The sequence below is a fragment of the Thalassospira sp. CH_XMU1420-2 genome (assembly GCF_037029325.1).
GTDB classification, from domain to species: domain Bacteria; phylum Pseudomonadota; class Alphaproteobacteria; order Rhodospirillales; family Thalassospiraceae; genus Thalassospira; species Thalassospira povalilytica.
The window spans coordinates 1-21,191 of sequence record NZ_JAYMEG010000007.1 but is presented as its reverse complement, the minus strand read 5'-3'; the positions used below and the strand labels follow the sequence as shown (position 1 = coordinate 21,191).

Annotated in this window: 17 protein-coding genes, 1 tRNA gene, 1 pseudogene and 1 riboswitch; of the genes and pseudogenes, 4 read left to right on the top strand and 15 right to left on the bottom strand. The window is 51.3% G+C overall.

Features of this window, described 5'->3' with window-relative positions; genetic code table 11:
* Positions 1 to 229 precede the first annotated feature (229 nt).
* A complete protein-coding gene (locus WA429_RS18390) occupies positions 230 to 1,849 on the top strand; it encodes a recombinase family protein (RefSeq protein ID WP_287466623.1) in 1,620 nt (539 codons plus the stop codon).
* Here WA429_RS18390 and WA429_RS18385 read toward each other — a convergent pair.
* Positions 1,827 to 2,825 carry a sensor histidine kinase KdpD gene (locus tag WA429_RS18385; protein WP_336107724.1) on the bottom strand — a complete coding sequence of 333 codons (999 nt, stop codon included), beginning with the start codon at positions 2,823 to 2,825 and terminating at the stop codon, positions 1,827 to 1,829. The two genes, WA429_RS18390 and WA429_RS18385, sit on opposite strands and share 23 nt — an antisense overlap.
* A gap of 707 nt (positions 2,826 to 3,532) precedes the next feature.
* Positions 3,533 to 3,648: riboswitch (TPP riboswitch) on the top strand.
* Between the two features lie 127 nt (positions 3,649 to 3,775).
* On the opposite strand from WA429_RS18385, the gene thiC reads away from it, so the two are divergent.
* Positions 3,776 to 5,587: a phosphomethylpyrimidine synthase ThiC gene (gene thiC / locus WA429_RS18380; RefSeq protein WP_287466622.1), complete on the top strand. Its 1,812-nt coding sequence runs from the start codon at positions 3,776 to 3,778 to the stop codon at positions 5,585 to 5,587.
* A gap of 72 nt (positions 5,588 to 5,659) precedes the next feature.
* Here the strand turns inward: thiC and WA429_RS18375 are convergent.
* The 8 genes and pseudogenes from WA429_RS18375 to WA429_RS18340 form a co-directional block, all read right to left on the bottom strand.
* Positions 5,660 to 6,009, bottom strand: a pseudogene (locus WA429_RS18375) (PhoH family protein); the annotation flags it as partial.
* 3 nt (positions 6,010 to 6,012) lie between these two features.
* Entirely contained in the window at positions 6,013 to 6,387 is a 375-nt protein-coding gene (locus WA429_RS18370; RefSeq protein ID WP_287466621.1) for a hypothetical protein, read from the bottom strand.
* A 268-nt stretch (positions 6,388 to 6,655) separates the two neighbouring features.
* Complete coding sequence (locus WA429_RS18365; protein WP_287466620.1) at positions 6,656 to 7,729, bottom strand: AbrB family transcriptional regulator; 1,074 nt, start codon at positions 7,727 to 7,729, stop codon at positions 6,656 to 6,658.
* A gap of 90 nt (positions 7,730 to 7,819) precedes the next feature.
* Positions 7,820 to 8,770, bottom strand: coding sequence for a PDR/VanB family oxidoreductase (locus tag WA429_RS18360; protein WP_287466619.1), 951 nt, complete (start codon positions 8,768 to 8,770; stop codon positions 7,820 to 7,822).
* Positions 8,771 to 8,799: 29 nt separating this feature from the next.
* Entirely contained in the window at positions 8,800 to 9,501 is a 702-nt protein-coding gene (locus WA429_RS18355; RefSeq protein ID WP_062959144.1) for a class II aldolase/adducin family protein, read from the bottom strand.
* A 59-nt stretch (positions 9,502 to 9,560) separates the two neighbouring features.
* A complete protein-coding gene (locus WA429_RS18350) occupies positions 9,561 to 9,983 on the bottom strand; it encodes a hypothetical protein (protein WP_114095214.1) in 423 nt (140 codons plus the stop codon).
* Between the two features lie 33 nt (positions 9,984 to 10,016).
* On the bottom strand, positions 10,017 to 11,147 hold the full coding sequence (locus tag WA429_RS18345; protein WP_114095213.1) for a Gfo/Idh/MocA family protein: 1,131 nt from the start codon (positions 11,145 to 11,147) through the stop codon (positions 10,017 to 10,019).
* 77 nt (positions 11,148 to 11,224) lie between these two features.
* Complete coding sequence (locus WA429_RS18340) at positions 11,225 to 12,499, bottom strand: aromatic ring-hydroxylating dioxygenase subunit alpha (RefSeq protein ID WP_287466618.1); 1,275 nt, start codon at positions 12,497 to 12,499, stop codon at positions 11,225 to 11,227.
* 277 nt (positions 12,500 to 12,776) lie between these two features.
* Between WA429_RS18340 and WA429_RS18335 the strand changes: the two genes are divergently transcribed.
* Positions 12,777 to 13,181, top strand: a complete 405-nt coding sequence (locus tag WA429_RS18335) for a MarR family winged helix-turn-helix transcriptional regulator (protein WP_287466617.1) — start codon at positions 12,777 to 12,779, stop codon at positions 13,179 to 13,181.
* Between the two features lie 69 nt (positions 13,182 to 13,250).
* Here the strand turns inward: WA429_RS18335 and WA429_RS18330 are convergent, their stop codons facing one another.
* From WA429_RS18330 to WA429_RS18315, 4 genes are all read right to left on the bottom strand, one after another.
* Entirely contained in the window at positions 13,251 to 15,293 is a 2,043-nt protein-coding gene (locus WA429_RS18330) for a tripartite tricarboxylate transporter permease (RefSeq protein WP_287466616.1), read from the bottom strand.
* Between the two features lie 100 nt (positions 15,294 to 15,393).
* Entirely contained in the window at positions 15,394 to 16,233 is an 840-nt protein-coding gene (locus tag WA429_RS18325; RefSeq protein ID WP_287466615.1) for a universal stress protein, read from the bottom strand.
* A 79-nt stretch (positions 16,234 to 16,312) separates the two neighbouring features.
* A complete protein-coding gene (locus tag WA429_RS18320; protein WP_287466614.1) occupies positions 16,313 to 17,404 on the bottom strand; it encodes a Bug family tripartite tricarboxylate transporter substrate binding protein in 1,092 nt (363 codons plus the stop codon).
* Between the two features lie 12 nt (positions 17,405 to 17,416).
* On the bottom strand, positions 17,417 to 18,364 hold the full coding sequence (locus WA429_RS18315) for an ABC transporter substrate-binding protein (RefSeq protein WP_287466613.1): 948 nt from the start codon (positions 18,362 to 18,364) through the stop codon (positions 17,417 to 17,419).
* Positions 18,365 to 18,570: 206 nt separating this feature from the next.
* Here WA429_RS18315 and WA429_RS18310 point away from each other — a divergent pair, with 206 nt between their 5' ends.
* Complete coding sequence (locus WA429_RS18310) at positions 18,571 to 19,488, top strand: LysR family transcriptional regulator (RefSeq protein ID WP_287466612.1); 918 nt, start codon at positions 18,571 to 18,573, stop codon at positions 19,486 to 19,488.
* Positions 19,489 to 19,832: 344 nt separating this feature from the next.
* On the opposite strand, the gene WA429_RS18305 is transcribed toward WA429_RS18310, so the two are convergent.
* Positions 19,833 to 20,837: a helix-turn-helix domain-containing protein gene (locus WA429_RS18305; RefSeq protein WP_287466611.1), complete on the bottom strand. Its 1,005-nt coding sequence runs from the start codon at positions 20,835 to 20,837 to the stop codon at positions 19,833 to 19,835.
* A 277-nt stretch (positions 20,838 to 21,114) separates the two neighbouring features.
* A tRNA-Met gene (locus tag WA429_RS18300) sits at positions 21,115 to 21,191 on the bottom strand.

The following is a 21,191-nucleotide window of genomic DNA, read 5'->3' as shown; positions in this document are numbered from 1 at the left end:
CCTATCCTGCCCCCGTCACGACAGGTGAAAGTTGTGCCATCTCGTGCACCATCATGCAATCTTTTGCGTTTTCGTGCAATCTTCTGCACTCTTATGCAATCACATGCAGTGCATTGTATTTACAGTATTTTCTTAAATACCTACCCTTAAGAAAAATCGCTGTTTTACCCTTGCGCACCAGCAATCCCGAAAGGTAATCAATCTGATCCAACCTTCGAGGATACAATCAGTGCATGTAGCAATCTACGCCCGCCACTCAACGGACAAACAGGAAACCAGCACACAGGATCAGATCCGTCGCTGCCGAGAATATTGTAGCGTCAAAGGCTATCAAGTTGCCGACGTGTTTTTTGATGAGGGCATTTCAGGTTCTCACATTGCAAACCGCCCAGGCATCGGCGCCCTTCTTGTAGCGGCGCTAGACGGACGATTTGAAGGTGTCGTTTCCGAGGACTTGAGCCGCATTAGTCGAGACCAGGCTGACACTGCCAATTTCTTCAAAAAGATGATGTTCTTGGGTGTTCCTGTTGAGACCGTCACAGATGGAGTAATCAACGAGTTGCATATCGGTCTGAAAAGCACCATGAATGCGCTTTATCTCAAGGATCTATCTGACAAGACCCACCGTGGCGTGATCGCTGCTGTTCTGCGTGGCGGTGTGCCGGGCGGTCAACTCTACGGCTACGACCTTGTGCATGCCCTTGACGAATTTGGCGAACCGATCAGAGGGAAGCGCAAGATTAATGACGAGCAAGCTGCAATCATTCACGAGATATTTGAATATTACGCCGAAGGCAGGAAGTTAAAGCACATCTGTGACGACCTGAACCGGCGCGGGATTGACTCTCCCAAAGGCGGGAAATGGGCACCATCAAGCCTTGTTGGCTCGTTTGTTAGACAAACAGGAATGCTTCGCCAGACGCTCTACAACGGCATCGTTACCTTCAACAAAATGCAATACCGTAAACATCCAGAAAACGGCAAACGCCTATCAATCATGCGCCCGGAAAAGGAATGGATCACAGTCCCTATCCCCGAACTGACCATCATTGACGATCAGACTTTTGCAAAGGTCCAGAAGGCTCTTGATGAACGATCCAGCAAGCACCTTCAGCGCAAAATGATACCCACTGTGATGACAGAGGAGGAGAAGCGCGAGACATCCATTCGCCGTTCAAAGGAATGGCGTCGCAATCAAGCTGCCACGAAAAAGCGTGCCAATGCAGTGTTTGGCGGCAAACTCTATTGCGGGGAGCACAATCAGAAAATCACAGCGACCTATGCGAAGCATTATTCTTGCCCTGTCAAAGGCTGCGCGAACAGGAACCTTCACTATGACGAGATCATCAAGCTAGTATTGGATGCCGTGGCTGAACTGGATGAGGCAAAGATCATCGAGCATTTTGAGAGCGAGGAGATACAGCAAGTACGCGCTCATCACGCACGCGAGATTGAACGCCTGACTCAGCATCTCGAAGATCTTCGCGCCAGCATCAACAAGGTTATCGATGCCCTAGGCCCAGATGCACGTTCAACTGAAATACGCGCATTCTTCGACGACAAAGCAGAACAAATTCAACGTACTAAGCTCGACCTCACCAACCATAAACGAGCCCTCGCAAACAACGCGCCTCCCAAAAAACTACATGCCATTGTGGAGCGTCATCAAAACCTCTTGGCGAAACTTACCGTATGGTCTCGAGATCCTAGCGCAGTAAACCTGCTACGTCAGATCATTCTCAAACTTACAATCGCTACCAACAAAGCAGGAAACAATTCGGATCTCCGACGCACATGCAGTGCGGACTTTGACTTCCCTGCGATAGTTACCTCCCAAAAGAATGCATAGATAAACCGGCAAAATTCTGCCTATCAAAATGAATAGTCATTTTGGCGACAACACAGAATCCCATGCGTAAAAAGCCATCCTTTTCGGCATTCGACATCCGGTCGTCACGTGGTGTTTCCACATGCAAGGCGATCCAGGGAACGCGCTGGCGCTCTGCCATCCGCTTGGCCGTGCGGACCAGCTTTTTGGCAACCGGACTTTCATTCAGGCACACCATCAGGCGTTCTTGCGTCGGCCATGGGCCGCTGACCGCGTGGGTGCGCATATATTCCAGCATCTGCGCATCAATGCGTTCAGCAGCAATACGCATCGCCAGTTCGCGAAGGGCGGTCAGATTACCCTTGCTGAAGAAATGCCGGAGCGCGCGCCCCACCTGATCGATGACATAAACCTTGCCATCGCGCAGTCTTTGCAAAAGATCATCAGGCGGCAGATCGATCAGTTCAATTTCATTGGCTTTTTCAAGGAAACTGTCGGGCAAGGTTTCGCGTACGCGAACACGTGAAATCCGGGCGACAATATCGTTCAGGCTTTCAAGATGCTGGATGTTCAGCGTCGTATAGACATCAATCCCGGCATCAAGCAACTCATCGATATCCTGATAGCGCTTTTCATGACGACTGCCCGGCACATTGGTATGTGCCAGTTCGTCCACAAGGGCGATTTCCGGTTTGCGCCAGATGATCGCATCAATATCCATTTCCCCAAAGACACGGCCCCGATGCAAAAGCCTCTTGCGCGGCAATGCTTCAAGACCGCGCAAGAGGTTTTCGGTTTCCACGCGCCCGTGGGTTTCGACAATGCCGACAATAACGTCCCGCCCTTCCTTCTGCCGTTCCTGCGCGGCTTGAAGCATGGCATAGGTCTTTCCGACGCCCGGATAGGCGCCTAGAAAGATCTTGAGCTTGCCCCTCTCATCCTTGTGGGTCTGTTCCAGCAGAGCTTCGGGTGATGGACGGTCCTCTTCGTCGGTCATCTTGTGTCGATCAAAGTTTTTCGTATTTATGCTGTCATATCAGAACCATCGGCGGATCGCGCGGATAATTAGGCGGTAGACTGACAGCGCCCTGTTACGGAGCCAGACAGCACGCATCTCCTACGCCTGACGCATGATTGCTCTTTGCCGTGCACTGGACTGCCATCGGACAAACCAGTGCTCAATTTCATCCTGTTTCGTCATTGCCTCAAGACGATATTTCGTCCAAAGTCAGGGGTTATTCAGATAGCATTTCTCTACATGTCTGCAATGGAACTGCGCTTTGGATCGGGTTTGCACGTTGGCTTAGTGCGCCTTCGGAGCTGTCTCTCATTACCTTGACATGAACCAAACTGCCAAGAGCTTAAGTTCAGAACGATAAAAATTCCCGCAGGCTGGTAACGCAAAAAAAGCTTTTGGACCAATCGCCCGGGATGAAAGCGAGAAATGCTAGTTTTTGTCGATCGGGCAGATCTTTTCGCACAAACGAAGAAAGACAATCATAGAACGAAGAGCTTTGGAAAAAGATCTGGAGCTATAGCCTAGCGTTGACAGTACTGGCACTACAGATGCGGGACAAATCCGGATTTCTCGAGCCGTTCGGAGCCCTCCCCTTCTCTCTCTAAGTCCGCTCTTTCGGTACAATTCGCAAGGTAGCCGGGACGCTTACCGATTGACACCCCCCCTGCATAACTTGTAACCCTTCAATCAATCACCTGGGGAGCCCCGACAAGGGGCTGAGATACTGCTGGCGATGCAGCGCAGTGACCCATTGAACCTGATCCAGTTCATACTGGCGTAGGGATGGTGCAGAGGCTGGCATATTCACGTGTTCCTGATGGGCCTGATCCGTCTGGTACGGGTGAATTTTCACCATAATGTCAGCCCCCCTCATCACATGCCTTTCGCAGAACTGGGTCTCCATTGCTTTGACTGCAAAGGGACCTTTTATGTCTGTCAAAATTTCTACATCTGATGTCACCACCGGGCCATTGCCCGCATCGCGCAAGATCCATATTCCCGGCGATCTGCACCCCGAAATTCGCGTGCCGATGCGTGAAATCTCGGTCCATCCCACAGCCGGCGAGCCACCGTTAAAGGTGTATGACTCATCGGGTCCCTATACCGATCCAGATATTGAGATCGACATTGCCAAAGGCCTGCCGAGAATTCGGCGCAACTGGATTGCCGGACGCGGTGATACCGAACGATATGCCGGGCGCGCGATCAAACCCGAAGATAATGGCTTTGTCGAAAGCGGGAACCATGCTGTTCCGGTGTTCCCAAATCATCACGCGCCCTTACGCGCGACCGATGGTCAAGCGGTCACACAGCTTGCCTATGCCAGGGCGGGCATCATTACCGCAGAAATGGAATATGTCGCGATCCGCGAAAATATGGGACGTGCCGAATTGCGGGCTAATGCAAAGCGTGATGGCGAGGCTTTCGGGGCAGTCATCCCCGATAATGTCACACCGGAGTTCGTTCGTGATGAAGTAGCGCGTGGGCGTGCGGTGATCCCGGCCAATATCAACCATCCCGAAGCCGAACCCATGATCATTGGCCGTAATTTCCTGGTCAAGATCAACGCCAATATTGGTAATTCGGCAGTGACATCATCGATGGGGGAAGAGGTTGAAAAGATGGTCTGGGCAACCCGGTGGGGGGCCGATACCGTCATGGACCTATCGACCGGGCGCAATATCCACAATATCCGTGACTGGATCATTCGCAATTCCCCGGTGCCAATCGGGACCGTGCCGATCTATCAGGCGCTGGAAAAAGTTGGTGGCATTGCCGAAGACCTGACATGGGAGGTTTTCCGCGACACCCTGATCGAGCAGGCCGAACAGGGCGTTGATTACTTCACCATTCATGCCGGGTTGCGTTTGCACCACATCCCGTTGACCGTGGATCGGGTCACCGGGATTGTATCGCGCGGCGGATCGATCATGGCCAAGTGGTGCTTGCATCATCACCGTGAAAGTTTCCTCTATGAGCATTTCGCCGAGATTTGTGACATCTGTCGGATGTATGACGTGTCGTTCTCGCTGGGCGATGGATTGCGGCCCGGGTCAATTGCCGATGCCAATGATGCCGCCCAGTTTGCCGAACTTGAAACCCTTGGCGAACTGACCCAGATCGCCTGGGCCAAGGATTGTCAGGTCATGATCGAAGGGCCCGGTCATGTGCCGATGCACAAAATCCGCGAAAATATGGACAAGCAATTGGCGGTCTGCGGCGAAGCACCATTCTATACGCTTGGCCCTCTAACGACGGATATCGCACCGGGTTACGATCACATCACATCAGGTATTGGCGCTGCGATGATCGGATGGTTTGGTACCGCGATGCTGTGTTACGTCACCCCCAAAGAGCATCTTGGTCTGCCCGATCGTGATGATGTCAAAACCGGGGTGATTACCTATAAGATCGCCGCACACGCAGCCGATCTGGCCAAGGGGCATCCGGCAGCACAGGCGCGCGACGATGCGCTTTCACGTGCCCGGTTTGAATTCCGTTGGGAAGATCAGTTCAACCTGTCACTTGATCCGGAAACCGCGCGATCCTTCCACGATCAGACCTTGCCCAAAGAAGCCCACAAGGTAGCGCATTTCTGTTCGATGTGCGGGCCGAAATTCTGTTCGATGCGGATATCGCATGAAATTCGTGCCGATGTGCAAAAGGAAGGGATGGCTGCGATGGCTGATAAGTATCGCGATGGCGGTGATCTTTATATGCAGGTCGAGGCAAACGACTAAATACGAAAGGCGGGTCCCGAAAGACCCGCCTTTTTCTTCTTTGGTTTGCCGTGTCGGACCTGAAAGGTCGTGTCAGAGAACGGTCAGCATGCTTGCGACCAGCGGGTGACGGACGATGTCCTTGTCACGCAGCTGAACACAGGCGACGTCTTCGACATTTTCAAGGCGTTCGGACATTTCCGACAGTCCGGACATTTCCGGCAGAAGGTCGGTCTGGTCCGGGTCACCGGTCAGGATCATGGTTGAATTCCAGCCAAGACGGGTGACCTGCATCTTGAACTGCCATAGGTGCAGTTCTGCTCCTCGTCGATCACGACGAAGGCGTTGTTGAGCCTACCGCCACGCATATAGCCGATCGGCGCGATTTCCATCGTGCCGTCCGACAGATATTGCCGCAGGTGTTTAGCGCCTAGGCGGTCAGTGCATCATAAAGCGGGTGAAGGGTAGCTCGATATACCAGACAAATGTCCCAAGTAGTTGAGAGCGACCCTTTCACTCGATAACATCTCGATAGCATCGCCACTTACTGTTGCAACGACATCGCCTTTTCGAACCCGTTCACCATCGGTGAATATCTTTTCCCAACGAACGTTGCCCCCTGACAGCCGGAAAGCTGCTTCGGCATAGTCAACACCACACAAAAGACCATCCTCGCGCGCGACAATGCAGGCTTCAGCCGTCTGCCCGGTCGACAATGTATAGGATGAGGTTATGTCCCCGGAACGACCATAGTCTTCCAAAAGGGCCGCCATCACGGTTCGTTCGGTTATCAGTCTGGGTATTGCAGGAAGCTTCATCATTTTTGATAGCCTTCGGAGAAAAATTAACACTTTTGGACACAGCTTATATTGTTAATTGATTAACCATAAACAAATATCCCGTCAACCAAAGCGGCGCACAAAAAAACGGACTACTCTTTGAGTAGCCCGTCAAGTTTGCTGCATACTGAATTCTTGAACGCTGTCAAAACAGTGAACAAAGAGGATTGAAAAAACCAGACACCAAAGGAGGTTGCCGATGCCTTTCAGTTGCAGCGATCCATTAAATCAACGATTAGAAACCGAGATCCTATTTTTCGATCAGTTTTATAAAAATCAGCGGTGACAGAAATATCGTGGACATAATCCTGACCAAATGATGCGCAGCAACAAACACCGGATCCGCATCGAGAGAAATTGCCACCAAACTCATTTCTGCCAACCCGCCCGGAGCAAATGACAGGAACAGTATTTCCGTATTGGCCAAACCAGAATGCGCAAGCAGATATGCGATCAACCCAGCACACGGTATCGAGACACATAGCGCCATTATTGCCATAGGCGCCCCGCGAATGATTGCAGAACGATCCCTTGATCTGAAACGCGTTCCCAAAATGGTCCCGACAAAAAGTTGTGCAATGTGCAAAACGGGCTCGGGGACCGGCATCGTGATAATTTCCGTGCTATAAAGTATCACGCCAAGGGTTAAGGGACCGATCATCGCAGCCGCGGGCAACCGCAGTTTGAAGGCGATCAACGCACCGCCCACTGCCGCCGAAATCATCAGAAACACATCAGGAAAATAAACACCCCCCACGCTATTCAGCTCGGGAAGTTCTACCTGCCGGGGATGAACCGACAGGCTCGTCAAAAGCAGTACCATGAAAGGAACGATGCTAATTGCCAGAAATACGCGCGCCGAATGCTGAAAAGCGATGACAGATGCATTTCCGCCCTTCTCAGAGCCAAGCAGGATTGATTCTGTAACTCCACCGGTACAGGAAGAAAAATAGGCCGTTGCCCTGTCGTGCTTTCCCACTGTCAGGAAAATCCGATAAATTATAAATTGCAGGACAATATTGAATGGCACAACCAGCACCATACTTGGCCACCAGCTTGCAAAACTGGCAATAATCGCCGGTGTCACATTGGCACTGATCGCAATACCGATGATCGGGATGAAAAACTTGCTCGTCGATTTCGGCAGATTGCCATTTGCATCAAAATATCCAATCCCGGAGAGCTTGCAGGCCGCTGTAATGAACAATGGCCCGAGCATCCAGGGAAGCGGCATGTTTATCGCACCCGCGATAAGCATGCCAATCAAGGATATCACGATTGTGATTGTATAAGAGAGGAAGAGATTCCCCTGCATGAGAGTCATTGAAATCTCATAGTCAACAAACCGATTAAAATTTCCGAGACAGATTTTGCCCTGCGATTTCTGCCAACGCGGCGCTGCTTGAATCATATTTTAGTCGGGAAAATCGATCGTAATTTCCCCGCTCGCGGCACGCGAGCAACATATGATGATGTTGTCTTCCATCTCGTCATCAAACAGAACCAGATCCCGGTGGTCAGCCTCCCCGGCAATCAGCTTCATCCGGCATGTGCCGCATGTGCCGGCCTCACAGGAACTAGGCATGTCAAGTCCCACCTCCTGCAAGACCTTAAGGATCGATTTGTCACCCGGCACAAGATAGCGTTCATCATGCCCCTTGACCCGAACCCAGAATGCATCCTCGTCCTTTGCTTTTGTCGATGTCCCGAAATCTTCGAACCGCACACTTCCTTTGGGCCAGTGCGACGTTGCGGAACGGACCGCATGCAACAGGCCGGTGGGACCGCAACAGTAAATCACCGATTTGCTGTGATCCCCCGATAGCAGACTGACCAGATCCAGCGATCTGGAAGGGTCGCCATGATCATGATGTATCGTGACATCAGCATGCGATGTATTGCGGATTTCATCACCGTATGCCGTCAGCTTCTCGTCTCGTGTAAGATAAAATACCTTGCAGGGAACCTGTTTGGTTCTTTCAAGAACTTTTGCCATACACAAGATCGGTGTAATTCCGATCCCCCCGGCAATCAGAATAATTTCTTCGGCATCAAACTTCAGTTCGAAGTCATTGCACGGTACCGAAATTCCCACCAGGTCCCCGGCTTTTGTCTGCTCAACGAAACTTACAGAGCCGCCTTGACCGCTGTCTTCCCGTTTAATGGCGATCCTGTAAATGCTTCTGTCTGCCGGGTCATTGCACAACGAATATTGCCGCGTATCACCGGTCGGAACATTGACATGAATATGTGCGCCGGGCACAAATTCCGGCAGGTCCATTTTGTCCGGGTGCTCGAATACATACTCGAAAATATCGGTGGCCACCTCCCGCACAGAGGCAACTTTTACATTGAACGTTTCCATTTTTTTCACGCCTTTTGCAGAGGATATTGTCAAAGCTGTTTTTTATTTATGCGCCGGGCAAGATAGTCGAAATTAATCGTGAACTGCTCTTGCTTGCCAATCGCGTTCTGGAGCTTGACAATATCTTCTTCGGAAAACAGTTCAGAAACCTGCCCTGTCGCACTGGTGATCATCTGGATCATTGCCGCGTTTTCGAGCATAATCGCGCCGATAACTGTTTCCTCGACCGAGGAACCGGTGCAGACAATCCCGTGATGGCGCAACAATACGGCCCGGTTGGTCCCAAGAGCTGCGGCAACACCAGCCCCCATTTCCGGGGTCCGGATCAAGTTGATTGTATCAGTGTAGGTACCTAGCGAATTAAAGAACAATGCTGCCGGCTGGCTAACGGGAAGGAGCGGTTGCCCCGACGCCGACAGCGCCACGCAATAGGTCGGATGTGTATGAAGAACAGCTTGGACATCATCCCTTGAACGATAAATCTCGGTGTGGATGAAGGCCTCGCTATGGCGGCGTCCATCGCCTTCGACAACGTTTCCTTCCAGATCGATCATCAACAAACTTTCCGGGGTCAGTTCATCAAGGCCCACACTGTGCGGCTTCATAAGAAAAAGCCCGGAATTGTCGGGAATTCTTGCTGATACGTGACCGCGTGTTAGATCATCCTGACCATTGGCACAAAGTATTTTTCCGGCATAGACGAGCTTCTCTCTCAGATTCTGATATTTCATTTTTTTCTCCCGGTACGGCATGGTTTCGGAGTTATGGGCGTGGTGGATTGTCTGAAAATCTAGCCGCGGATCGGCACCATATTGTTGGGTTCAATATCTGCCGTAACTGTTGTGTCCCGATTTTGTGCACGCGACAGATCAAGCAAAGAAAACTCGATATTGGTCACCAAATCCTCGATCTGCGCCCGGGACATTCGCATGGTTATCCAGCCCAGCCCCGAATTTTGAAATGCGATAAGCAATCCCCTTTTGCCGGGATCGGGCATGGTGCTCCAAAGCAGATTGTCACACTCATAAGACGCTGTATAACCAGGCACGAACTGGCCTGAATGCACTGGCGTCATCTCGGCTCGCAAACTTGCCAGATTTGCAATAAGCGCCTCCAGCTCGTCAGCATTCAGTTGTCGCTCAACTTTCTGAACGCCGTCCTCAATCTGAATAACCGCTTCGTTGCTACCGTTAGCCTTACTGACTTTGATCATTTGATTTCCTCCTGTTCCCCTGCCAAACATCAATCAGCAATGCGGAATCCGCACAGGCTTGCCGGTTTGCGACGATGTCAATGCCGCGGAACAAATTTCGATAATGGCCGCCCCCCACTGCCCGTCATGCAGTACCGCCTCCTGGCGGATGGCCTGACTGAATTCATCAAGCACCAGATCTCTTGGGGATTTGTCGCGAGACAACAGCACTTCCTCTTGGCCGCCATCAGTGTAAATCAGCAAACCATCAGGGGACTGCCGAATATCACCGCGCTCGCAACTGACAATGGTAAGACCAAAATGCGGCTGATGGGGTGCATCGTTTGCAATCGCATTCTTGCTGCGGATTTGTTTTTTCCTGAGTTCTTCTTCCTCGGGCGCACCAGATAACGGTGAGGGCTTTTCTCGTTTTGCTGCGACAAAGCCCCATTCGCCAACTTCGCCTGTCAATTCCGAGCTCAGGAAATTGCCATAACCATTATAGATGGCCGTTCCTACAGCCCCGTTTTTGAATAACAAACGGACAACATGTGCACCAATCGTCGAACGTTCGGAATCCCAGTCAAAAACATTTGCAGAGACTTCGACAACAGGTTCATGACACAGACTGCAAAGAATATCGAACTGATGCGCCCCCTGCCGATAGGTGATGCCTCCGCCAAGTTCCGGTTTCAGCTCATCCGCACGACGTGGTCTGCGTACCCAGTCGGTGTAGCACATGGTATTGACCATACGGACAACACCCAGCCGACCGGAAAGGATAATTTCGCGCATTTTGCGGATCGGCAGGTCGTGACTGTGGGAATGTCCAACCACCAATGCCAGGCCGTTTTCCTTCGCCTTTCGCGACATGTCCCGGGATTCTTCCACGGTAATCGCCATCGGCTTTTCCACCAGAACATGCAATCCTGCGCAAAGCGCTTCCAGAACCTGGGCATGGTGCAGATCGGTGGGCGTGCCGATATAAACGGCATTGCACACGCCATCAGCGAGCATGTCGGAAAGGCATCCATATCCCGGCACGCCAAATGTCGCGGCAAACTCGTCCCTGACAACCGCATTTGAATCGCAAACTGCCGCTATGACAAAATCGGGATGACGCTTTAACGGCTCCAGAAAAGCATGTGCAGCCGCCCCTAGTCCAACAATCCCTAGCAGGACCATCAGATATCTCCTTGAAATTTTGGTGGTGCTATCCGGCTGCCTGTAAGGCAGCCGGATAGCACCCAGAACCTGATGTCTTAAACAGCCTTGCGCGCGGGCGGCTGCTTGCCAGACGGTTCATAAAGCTCGACCAAATCATCAAGGATTGGCGAAAAACGCATATGAGTGCGCATCAGCCAGCTTTTCATCCCATCACTGTTGTGATGTTTCTTCTTTTCATTGGGCAGGTCGATACGGCCGTGTTTACTCTCATCACGGAACACGCACATCGGGTCTTCGCCCGCCTCGACCTTTTTGATCTCCCGACGCAGCATCCGGCGAAAGGCTGCAATTCCCTGATCGGTGGATCCCAGATTTTCCTGAGTACGATCCGTGATGGCACCTTGGGAAATCCAAGCCATCATGTCTTGGCCATCCACGTTATCAACAATATGGTCCCCGTTCTCGTCATATATTGGGACTTCATAAGTGTGCAGTTTTTCCGTCAAATGCGGCGGCACATCCACGCCCTTAGGAGGAACATAGGCCGTGTACCAGACATGCAAAGTATGGGTATCATCGACTGGCACACGGATCTGGAACGCATAGTAGCGAGAGTTCTCATCTCCGTTTCCTACCGACAGCGTATTTGGAAACATGACTGGATGGCCCACCTTCCAGTCATCCGACTCCTCCGACTGACCGACGAGCAGTCGATGTTTAGTGATCCCGTGTTCAAATTCCTTGAAAGCAATTTTGGCGTGCGGCGCACTGATGGCGACTTTGACGTTTTCCTGCTCCTTAACGAATTCATACAGGTGTCCATGCAACCATTCTGTATGAACTGGATCAAGCGAGTTTTCCATCGCCTGCAACCAGTTAACCGGAATGATCGTTCGGCCCATCATGCGAATCGTACCCGGTTCAATAAAGCCGTCAAGCAATGGGAGTAGCGGTGCCGGATCCGGCCCCATATAGGCCCAAATCATGCCGCCAAGTTCTTGTACCTTATAGGCTGTTGTTTTGATTTTCTGACAAAATGAAGACCCCTCTGGTTCATTCGGCTGCTCAAGGCACTGCCCGTCATGACCGAAGGCCCACCCATGATAAGGGCAACGCAGACCGTCTTCGGTCGGGATGCCATTCACCAGCGATGCCCGGCGATGTGGACACTGGCGCGCCAGCAATCCCATCCGGCCCTGACGATCACGATAGAGGACAAGATCCTCCCCCATCAACCGGACCGGAACCGTCCATTTATCCTGAAGATCTTCCTTCGCCGCGACAGGATGCCAATAACGGCGCAGAAGTTCACCTGCCGGAGTGCCCGAACCAACAAGGCTCAGCATGTCATTCTGTTCTTGAGTAAGCATTTTTCCTCCCTCTGGGTTTTTCTAAAAGCGATCAGGGCGATCACTCATACGGCCATAACCGATAACATTATTGTTAATCACTTAACAATAATGAGCGGGTGAGTCAACTAATCTCATTGCTCTGGGAAGAACTTTTCCTTTAGCTAATTGGAGATTTGTCTCGCCGCTTTACGCGACCAGAATTGTCGTGTAGCTATTGATCCACATTCTCAAAAAGTAATTTACTTGCGGGAGATTCACCATTCCGAGTACTATACATTTTGATCGTACGGCTCACTTGCTGAAGCTTGCCAGTAAAGCAACAGCGCGGGCTTTGCAGAACAGACTTGCCAAGCAGAATGTTGCTTATGGTCACTGGACGTTTCTTAGAATACTCTGGCAAGATGACGGACTGAGCGTCACCGAATTATGCCGCCGTGCAAGTGTTGCAAAACCGGCAGGTGCAACGGCACTGCATGCCATGGAAAAGCTTGGTTATCTTACAAAAGAACAAAAGCCTGGTAATCAGAAGGCCATCTATATCTATTTGACGGAACAGGGGCGGGAGCTGGAAAAAGAACTGGTTCCTCTGGCGCTCGAGGTCAATGAACTTGCTCTGAATGGATTGTGTAAAAGCCAACAAGAAACCCTTCGAACAACCCTGTCTGTCATCATAAAAAATCTTGAAACCGAAAATAGCTAGGGTTAGGACTGTATCCCGTATATTTCGCAAGAACAGGGGCAGGATTTTTCTAAATCCTGCCCCTGTTATCTATATTGATGGAATCATCTGGAATACCGGGAAAAGCTTACCCAATATCGTTTCGGGCCACGGAATTGCCAGGAACAGGTCAAACACGACATAAACAAACACTGTCGCTCCGATTGCAAGAGGCAGCACAAGCTTCCAAGGCTCTCGATTTTCGGCACGCATGTAGACAACAACGAAAAGCAGAACCGTTGGAATAAGTCCGATGATCGCCATTGAGATCATAAACGCAATCATCCAGCCAAAAAACACACCCGCCCGCAGAATGATTTTCCCAACCGGCAGGCCATTATAGTCCTCAACCAGATCAAGATGAACTTCTTTGCGTGACGAGGATTGACCGATTGCCAGAGAGTCTCCCCGGGCAGGGCGCCGAAAAATCTGGTTGGTCAAACTCAAAACCAGACATCCCAATGAGAACCACCCCACAATAAGCGGCCCGAGAGCAGCCATATCGGTATATGTTGTCGCCTCAAAGACCATCCACACCAGCACACAAATCAAGCCCATCGTGAAGATGTCAGTCAGCCGGAAAGAAGGTGCATGGATTTTGACTCCCGCACTCCCGTCTTTTCGCTGCGCGAGCAGCTCTGAAATGAACGGACGAAGTATCATGAGTGCCGCCAACGCCAACAGGACAATGACAATCGGCTTGAAAAGCCATTCATACGAGTAACGGGCGGTCGAGATGAACATATAACGTTCGATGATCCCCCCTAACACAAATCCGAGGATCAACGGCGGCCGGGGCCAGCGAAGGCTTTTCATCACCCAGCCCAAAACACCAAAGAACAGCAGCGCGAACAGATCACCCCAGTCCCTGTTACCCTGAAATGCCCCCAGATAAACGATGCTCAGAATGATCGGCATAATCAGCGTGTAGCGTAATGTCGCGATCTTCGACATCTGACCGCTCAGGGCAAAACACACACCGGCACCAAGTATGTTGGCAATCGCGATGCTCCAGACCATCGAATAGGTAATATCCAGATGAGTCGTCAGCATTGCCGGCCCGGGTTGAAGACCGTGGATCAGAAATGCACCAAGCAGGATGGACATGCTTGCACTGCCTGGAACACCAAAAGCGATGGTCGGAACTAGCGCCCCGCTTGTCGCTGCATTGTTTGCGCTTTCGGGGGCGATAACCCCGCGGACATCGCCGGTACCAAAGGTTTCACGCGCCCCTTTTACACTCCGTGCGGCGAAACCATACGTAAACCAGTCAATGATTGACGAACCAAGCCCGGGCAGAGCCCCAAGACAGGCACCAAGCCCCGAACATCTGAAGATAAGCCATATATTTTTGATTGCGTCACGCGCCCCGGTCAGCATCCCTTCGCGTACATTATACTTTGACTGACTGATGATCGGCATCCGGCGGATGGCAAGATCACAGAGCTCTGGAAGGGCAAACAAACCAAGAGCAATGGGCAAAAGCGGCAAACCATCATAAAGATATGTCGTTCCGAAGGTCCACCGCAGCGAACCGCCCTGAGGGTCACTGCCGATCATCGATAACATGATTCCCAGTCCGGCGACACTCAACCCCCTCAAGGGCGAACTTCCCGACAGGACGGCCACCATCGAGATACCAAGAACCGAACAGGCCAGTAATTCCGGCGACCCGATATAGAGCATGATCGGTCTTAGTGCCGGAACGGTAAGAGCCAGCAATGCCGCACCAAAAAGCCCCCCGATGACAGACGAAACATAGGCTGCACTAAGTGCGCGCCCCGCCTCCCCCTTTCGGGCCATTGCATGGCCGTCTATCACTGTGGCTTGCGACGCCTGCGTGCCGGGCACACCAAACAATATCGCGGGAATAGTATCTGACGTTGCGGCAACGGATGCCAAGCCCAGCATGAACGCAAATGCCGACACAGGGTCCATTGAAAATGTGAAGGGCAAAAGCAATGCCAGTCCGGCAACACCCCCGACACCGGGTAGAATGCCAAGCATCAGCCCCAAAACGACGCCGAATGACAGATACATCAATCGCTCGGGCGCCAGAACAAGAAAGAATGCGTCGATCAGTAATTCAAACATAGTAAACCTGTGATATTAGAGCCTGACAAAACCCGCAAACTGACCTGTCTAAATCCGTACCGGCAAGTTACAGGCCGCCCGCCTTGGGCAGGAGACCGCATTAATGAGCCATAAAACAGGGTATGATGAGCGAAGAGAGAACATCATTCGTTGTTCCGCCAAGAATGTCTTCGCTGAACTTCGAATGTTCATAAGCCCCCATAACCAGTAGGTCGGCTTTGAAATCGGCACAATGATCCAGGATCGTCTGGGCAACAGACCCCTTGGCCATTTTCGAAACGTCTTCTGCCTGGGTTCCGTGGCGCGACAGATTTGTACAAAGCTGCCTCGCCCAGTAATCGGCAGATGCATCCTGCGAACCGACCCTCAGAACAGAAGCATCGGCAAATGGCCCAAACAATTGCATTGCCTCCCCCACGGCGCGTGCTGCGGCCCGTTTGCCATCCCATGCAATAACCACCCTGCGCGCCAGATCGCTTGACGGATCCCGATGTGGAACCACAAGAACCGGCTTACCACTTCTCAACGCAATAACATCCGGGTGGATCATGTTTGATCCGTCAGAGTAACCAGACAGGTTCTGTCCGATAAAGGTTACATCGAAATGGCGGGCTGCCTTGGTCACGGCAATATCGGAGTTACCAATAATTTCAAAACTGTGAATCCTTTCGGGCACTGAAACCCCGGCAACCTGCTCGTCGAATGCCTGCCGGATCGCGGAACGGGCCTCGACCTCCATTCTGTCGACAATCTGGTGAAACTGCTCTTCCAGCCGCTTGCTCATCAATTGTCGGGCAGTGCTTACCACGGCAGGGGGATCATATGGGAAACATGCCGTGACATGCGCGGCATGTTTCTCTGCCAGCAAAATCGCCTGTTTAAGGGCGCAGTTTGCCGTATTTTGCCCATTATATGGTACGAGAATATCCTTAAGCGCCATCAAAACCTCCGACGCGACAATAGCCAGATAGCATCAACAAGACAGGAGATGACCGGCTAAACCGGTCATCTCCTCCCTGCTACTTGCGCAGCTCGATCAGCTTATTGAGAACCGACTCTTCGGTCTGATAGACTGACTGAACAATTGCTTGAAGCTCAGCTCCCGACGAAGGTGAAATTTCAAGACCAGCCGCAGTCGCTGCTTCAAGAAACTCTGGATCGGACATCGTTTCGGCGAAGGCTTCGCGAAGAGCCTCCACCCGATCTTCCGGCACGCCAGGAGGCGCAATATAAGGACGTCCCATTTCCTGCGTTGCAACCACAAAGTTGATAAGACCCTTGGCAGCTTTGTCATCGGTCAGATCTAGGGCAAGTGGAATATCTAACAGTTCCGGATGCGGGCTTGAGGAAAACTGCAGCAGAAGATTGACCTTGCCGTCATTGACCAAATCCATTTTTGTGGCCTTGATCGTCGACCAGGACCATCCGCAACGCCCCTGGACTTCGCCACGCTCCATCGCAAGAACGATGTCATTGCCCCCCGGATAACCATCAACAATCGTCATTTTCGAGCCAATCGCCTCGTTAAGCACATTGGCCTGAATGTTCGGATCAGAAGCCGCCCCCGTGCCGCCGACCAGTAATTCGGTCGACTTGAGGTCCTCGACATTTTTCACCCCGGAATCCGCATTGGCCGCGCACAATGAATATTCCCGGTTGGCATTCCCGATGAAATTGAATTCGGAAGCCTTGAAATTTGCAGCCTGGTTTTTCAGCAATGGCTCGAAAGGAGCCGCACGCGCGATGGCACCAAAGGCTGTACCGTCTGCAGGTGCCGCCTCGTAAAGCCAGTTGGCCAGACGCAGGCTTCCTGCACCCGGCATATTGTTGGGAACAACGGTCGGGTTTCCGGGAATATGCTTGCCGATATGAGCCGCAATCATGCGGGCATAAGTGTCATAGCCGCCGCCAACGCTATAACCGATATAAAGATTGATTGTCTTTCCGCTGTAAAACTCTTCGACAGTCTCGGCAAAGGCCGAATTGGAGACAATAACCCCCAATGCAACGGCGGCTGTCGACAGATATTTTCTCAAAGCCATGGTCTTTCCTCCCAGGTGAATTATATTCTTATTAGGTCGTCGTCGGTCATTGCCAAAACGCAGCCACAATAACCGGCCCCGTCAAATCACAAAGGATTCAAGCGTTTCCGGGGCAAAAATATCTTCCGGCTGCAAAAGATTCGGTGAAAGTCCTTGCTCGTGGGAATAGCGCAGGAACGTTGCGATCGTTTCCCTGTTCTTATCAAAGCCGTATGGCCAGAAATCTTCGCCCATCAGCTCTGTTGCTTCCTCAAAATGTGCAACAGCCCATGGCAGCATCGTTTTAAGTGCTGCAGTTTCGGAAAGACTTTCCATCGTGATTTTCTTGGCCTGCACAAATGCCTTCAACAGAGACTGGCAGACCCAAGGATCCTGCTCATACACAGAGCGTTTCACGGCAACCGTGTGCATGATCGGAAAGATGCCCGTCCGTTGGAAATACTCTTTTTCTACGGAACGGAAATCTTCGAAAAGGCGACGGACTTTTCCGTTTGCCCCCCCATAGGTACTTGGCTTGCGGGCAGTATAAAGGGCATCAATCTCGCCATCATGCAACATTTTGGCAAGTGTCTTGCCCGGCCCGATAGGCTGTACTCGAATATCATCGGGCAAGTTCAGCTTGAGCTTTTCACTACGATTAGGCTCTTCTTCCCCGCCGGTAAAATAGGTGACGGAATTTACCGGAACACCATAATCGTCACTCAGAATACCACGGATCCAGACAGGGGCGGTCATCTGATATTCTGGGCATCCAACCCGCTTGCCAATAAGATCCTCGGGCTTTTCAATACCACTGTCGGCATTCACATAGATTGAGCAATGCCGGAAGAAACGCGACGGGAATACGGGGATCGCAATAAAAGGTCTGTCCGGTTTGTGAAGAGAGACGACATAGGATGACAATGAAAGCTCCGATGCCTCGAATTCCTTATGCCGCAGCATCCGGAAAAATGTCTCCTCGACCGGCATATTCAGAAAGTTGAGATCAACTCCATCGGGCTTAACCCTCCCATCTATGATCGGAAACATACGATCATAATCCCAACATCCAAAGTTTATTGTTTTTCTCACGGTCTCATGCTCCATAAACTCGCAGGCTATCAATTGGATTGAAATTCCATTGGTGATACGGAACCTTCGCGAAATGCCCCTTACTCGTCCAATATAATTTACATGCACCAGATCAATAAAAATTATATATCAATTCTTATGAATTTAATGAAAGGGGAAGCACCGTGAACCTTAAACAACTGCGCTACTTCATAAAAATTGCCGAAACACAGAATATGAGTCGCGCGGCAGAAGGGCTTAATATCGCCCAAACGGCTTTGGGACTTCAGGTAAAAAACCTTGAGGCAGAACTCGGCGTTGCATTGCTGGAACGCCATTCAAGGGGTGTAAGAGTCACCCCGGCAGGCCAAGTTTTCTACAACAGGGCTGTCAAAATCCAGAAGATGATCAGCGAAACAATTTCCGAAATACGTGAAATGAGCGGCAACACTGAAGACCCCATCTTGATGGGCATCACGCCAAGCATGATGCAACTGGTCGGGGCCGAACTGCTCTCACACAGGGAAACCGGGGAAAAGTTCCAGTTTGTCGAGGCCCTCTCGTTCCATTTGCTCGAGGCCCTGCACCGTGATGAGATCAACTGCGCACTGGCCTTCAACATCCCCGAGGAACCCGGAATAAAAAGGCATTCGATACTTGATGAGTCTCTGTTTTTTGTCAGCAGCCCGGAAAGCCCGAACAATGGCGTTCCGATCACGTTTCATGAAGTGACTCAATCCGATCTGGCACTACTGAGCCGCAGGGATATCATATGGAATATTGTACACGACACAGCACACGAACGTTCCGTCGATATCCGGGTTGCCTTCGAGGTCCAATCCCAGTCAGCGATCAAAACCCTTGTAGAACGGGGAGTTGCATGCAGTATAATGCCTTTTGGCACTATAGCTGATGAGGTCAGCAAAGGCACTCTGCATGCCCGCCCCATAGCTGATAGCAAGCTGCACAGAACCCTTTATTTTGCCTATTCAGAAAACACATCGGCAAGACAATCTACAGCACTTCTCGAAAAGCACATTTCGTACATTATCAACATCTATGCTGCAAAACTCGGTCGACACGCACAAATCCTATTGCCTTAATTTCTTTGTTGATAAGGGATCCTGCTCTTTGCAATAGCCCGGTGCGTAGACATTCGCACTGCAATTTCTTGCAGCCCTACGATGTCCAGAATATCCCAGTCTCCTGATAAGCGGGTCCTCTTCCTGTAATAGTTCGACCTCGCAAACAACTTGACCCGACCTCAACGAGATGACTGCTCTCAAGCAAGCGCGTCAGAAACTCATCCTCCGGCAGCCCCATGCGCTTTGATATGCATTCAATCGGTTCCCCTTTTGAAGCCACAGATTACTATTGTCTCATTAGGATCTATGCACCACCGTGACCCCATATGCATTACTAAGTTTTGGCCGTAGCATGTGTTGATTTAATCATGAATTGGCCCTTGAACCATAAGACCACGGTGACCTGCTTGATCCATGATCTCAATTAGTAAATGATTCCGAGCAGTATCACGAACACATCGACTGTTCGCTGATAAGAACAAAGTATTTCCCCTCAAAGAGGCCTTAATTTTGGACAACCAAGCCCCCGGATTTCGACATCCAGAAAGCTCCCTTTTAGAAATTACCCCACATATCTCCCGCCATGCCTCTGGTGCATCTGGGTCACAAACTTTCGGCCATTGAGGACCTTCATCATCTTCGGGTGTACTCGTCTGTAGACCATCAAGAACATCCAGGATCGCCAGACGCGAAGGTCTTTTTCCCTTCTGTCGTAAACCATCAAGCTCCGACCTAACGGCATCAAGCCCGACGCGATCAATCGCTTCGTTCACTCGAAAGCAGGCATTCGCCAAAGTCCAAGGCTCGGAGCACAGCCGCTGCCATGCCCTGGCTAAAATCAAACATTGATCATCGACGGCTGGAAGGACGGTTGCGCCAGTTCCAGAAACAGCATTTGCCTGTTCTCTTTCATCCGTGTTTTCTTCTTTATCCGTGTTCTTCTTATTGGAACCGGCACCACGTGCCGGTTTAACAGCGGTATCAGATGCCGATTTGATGGAACCAGATGCCGGTTTAGAGTCAAGACCGATCAACTGATAAGCATTGCGATTACGAAGCCTGCCAACGGCCCGGCTTAGCTTTGCAACCAATCCAAGTTCGGCCAAGCGCTTCAGCGCCTGACGTACCTTGCGATCAGACAGGCTTGCTTCATGTGCAATTGTATCAATCTTGGGAAAGCATGCCTGAGTGCGATCATTGACGTGCGACGCCAGAACGACGGCAACGCAGATTTCGGCTGTCGACAAATCAGGATGATGAAGGATCTGTGTCTGCACCCAATGCCAGCGGGCAACGGCAGACGTTCCGACCGGTACAGATTGCTCTGCAACCGCGCCGGTTTGCGCTTGGGAATATGAAAAAATCATGCGTGATATCGGCAAGAGTTCAAGTATCGCATTTGTTCTTGACAAAGCGATCCCGTCGCCTAAACTCGACCTCAGATTTCCGATGGGCCAAGTTTAAGCCTTTCCAAGAACCCGCTGCGCCAACAGCGGGTTTTTTATTGCCTAAATTCTTGAAAAGTCGGGGGAAATGAAACTCGGTTGCGCCGCCTCCTCTTGATGAGGGTATGCGCCCGAACTTTTTCTCTTGTTTCGCGAATCCATCGAGTCTATATCTCAAAACTCGACGGATCGGAAAGAGTGGTTGCGGGGGCAGGATTTGAACCTGCGACCTTCAGGTTATGAGCCTGACGAGCTACCGGGCTGCTCCACCCCGCG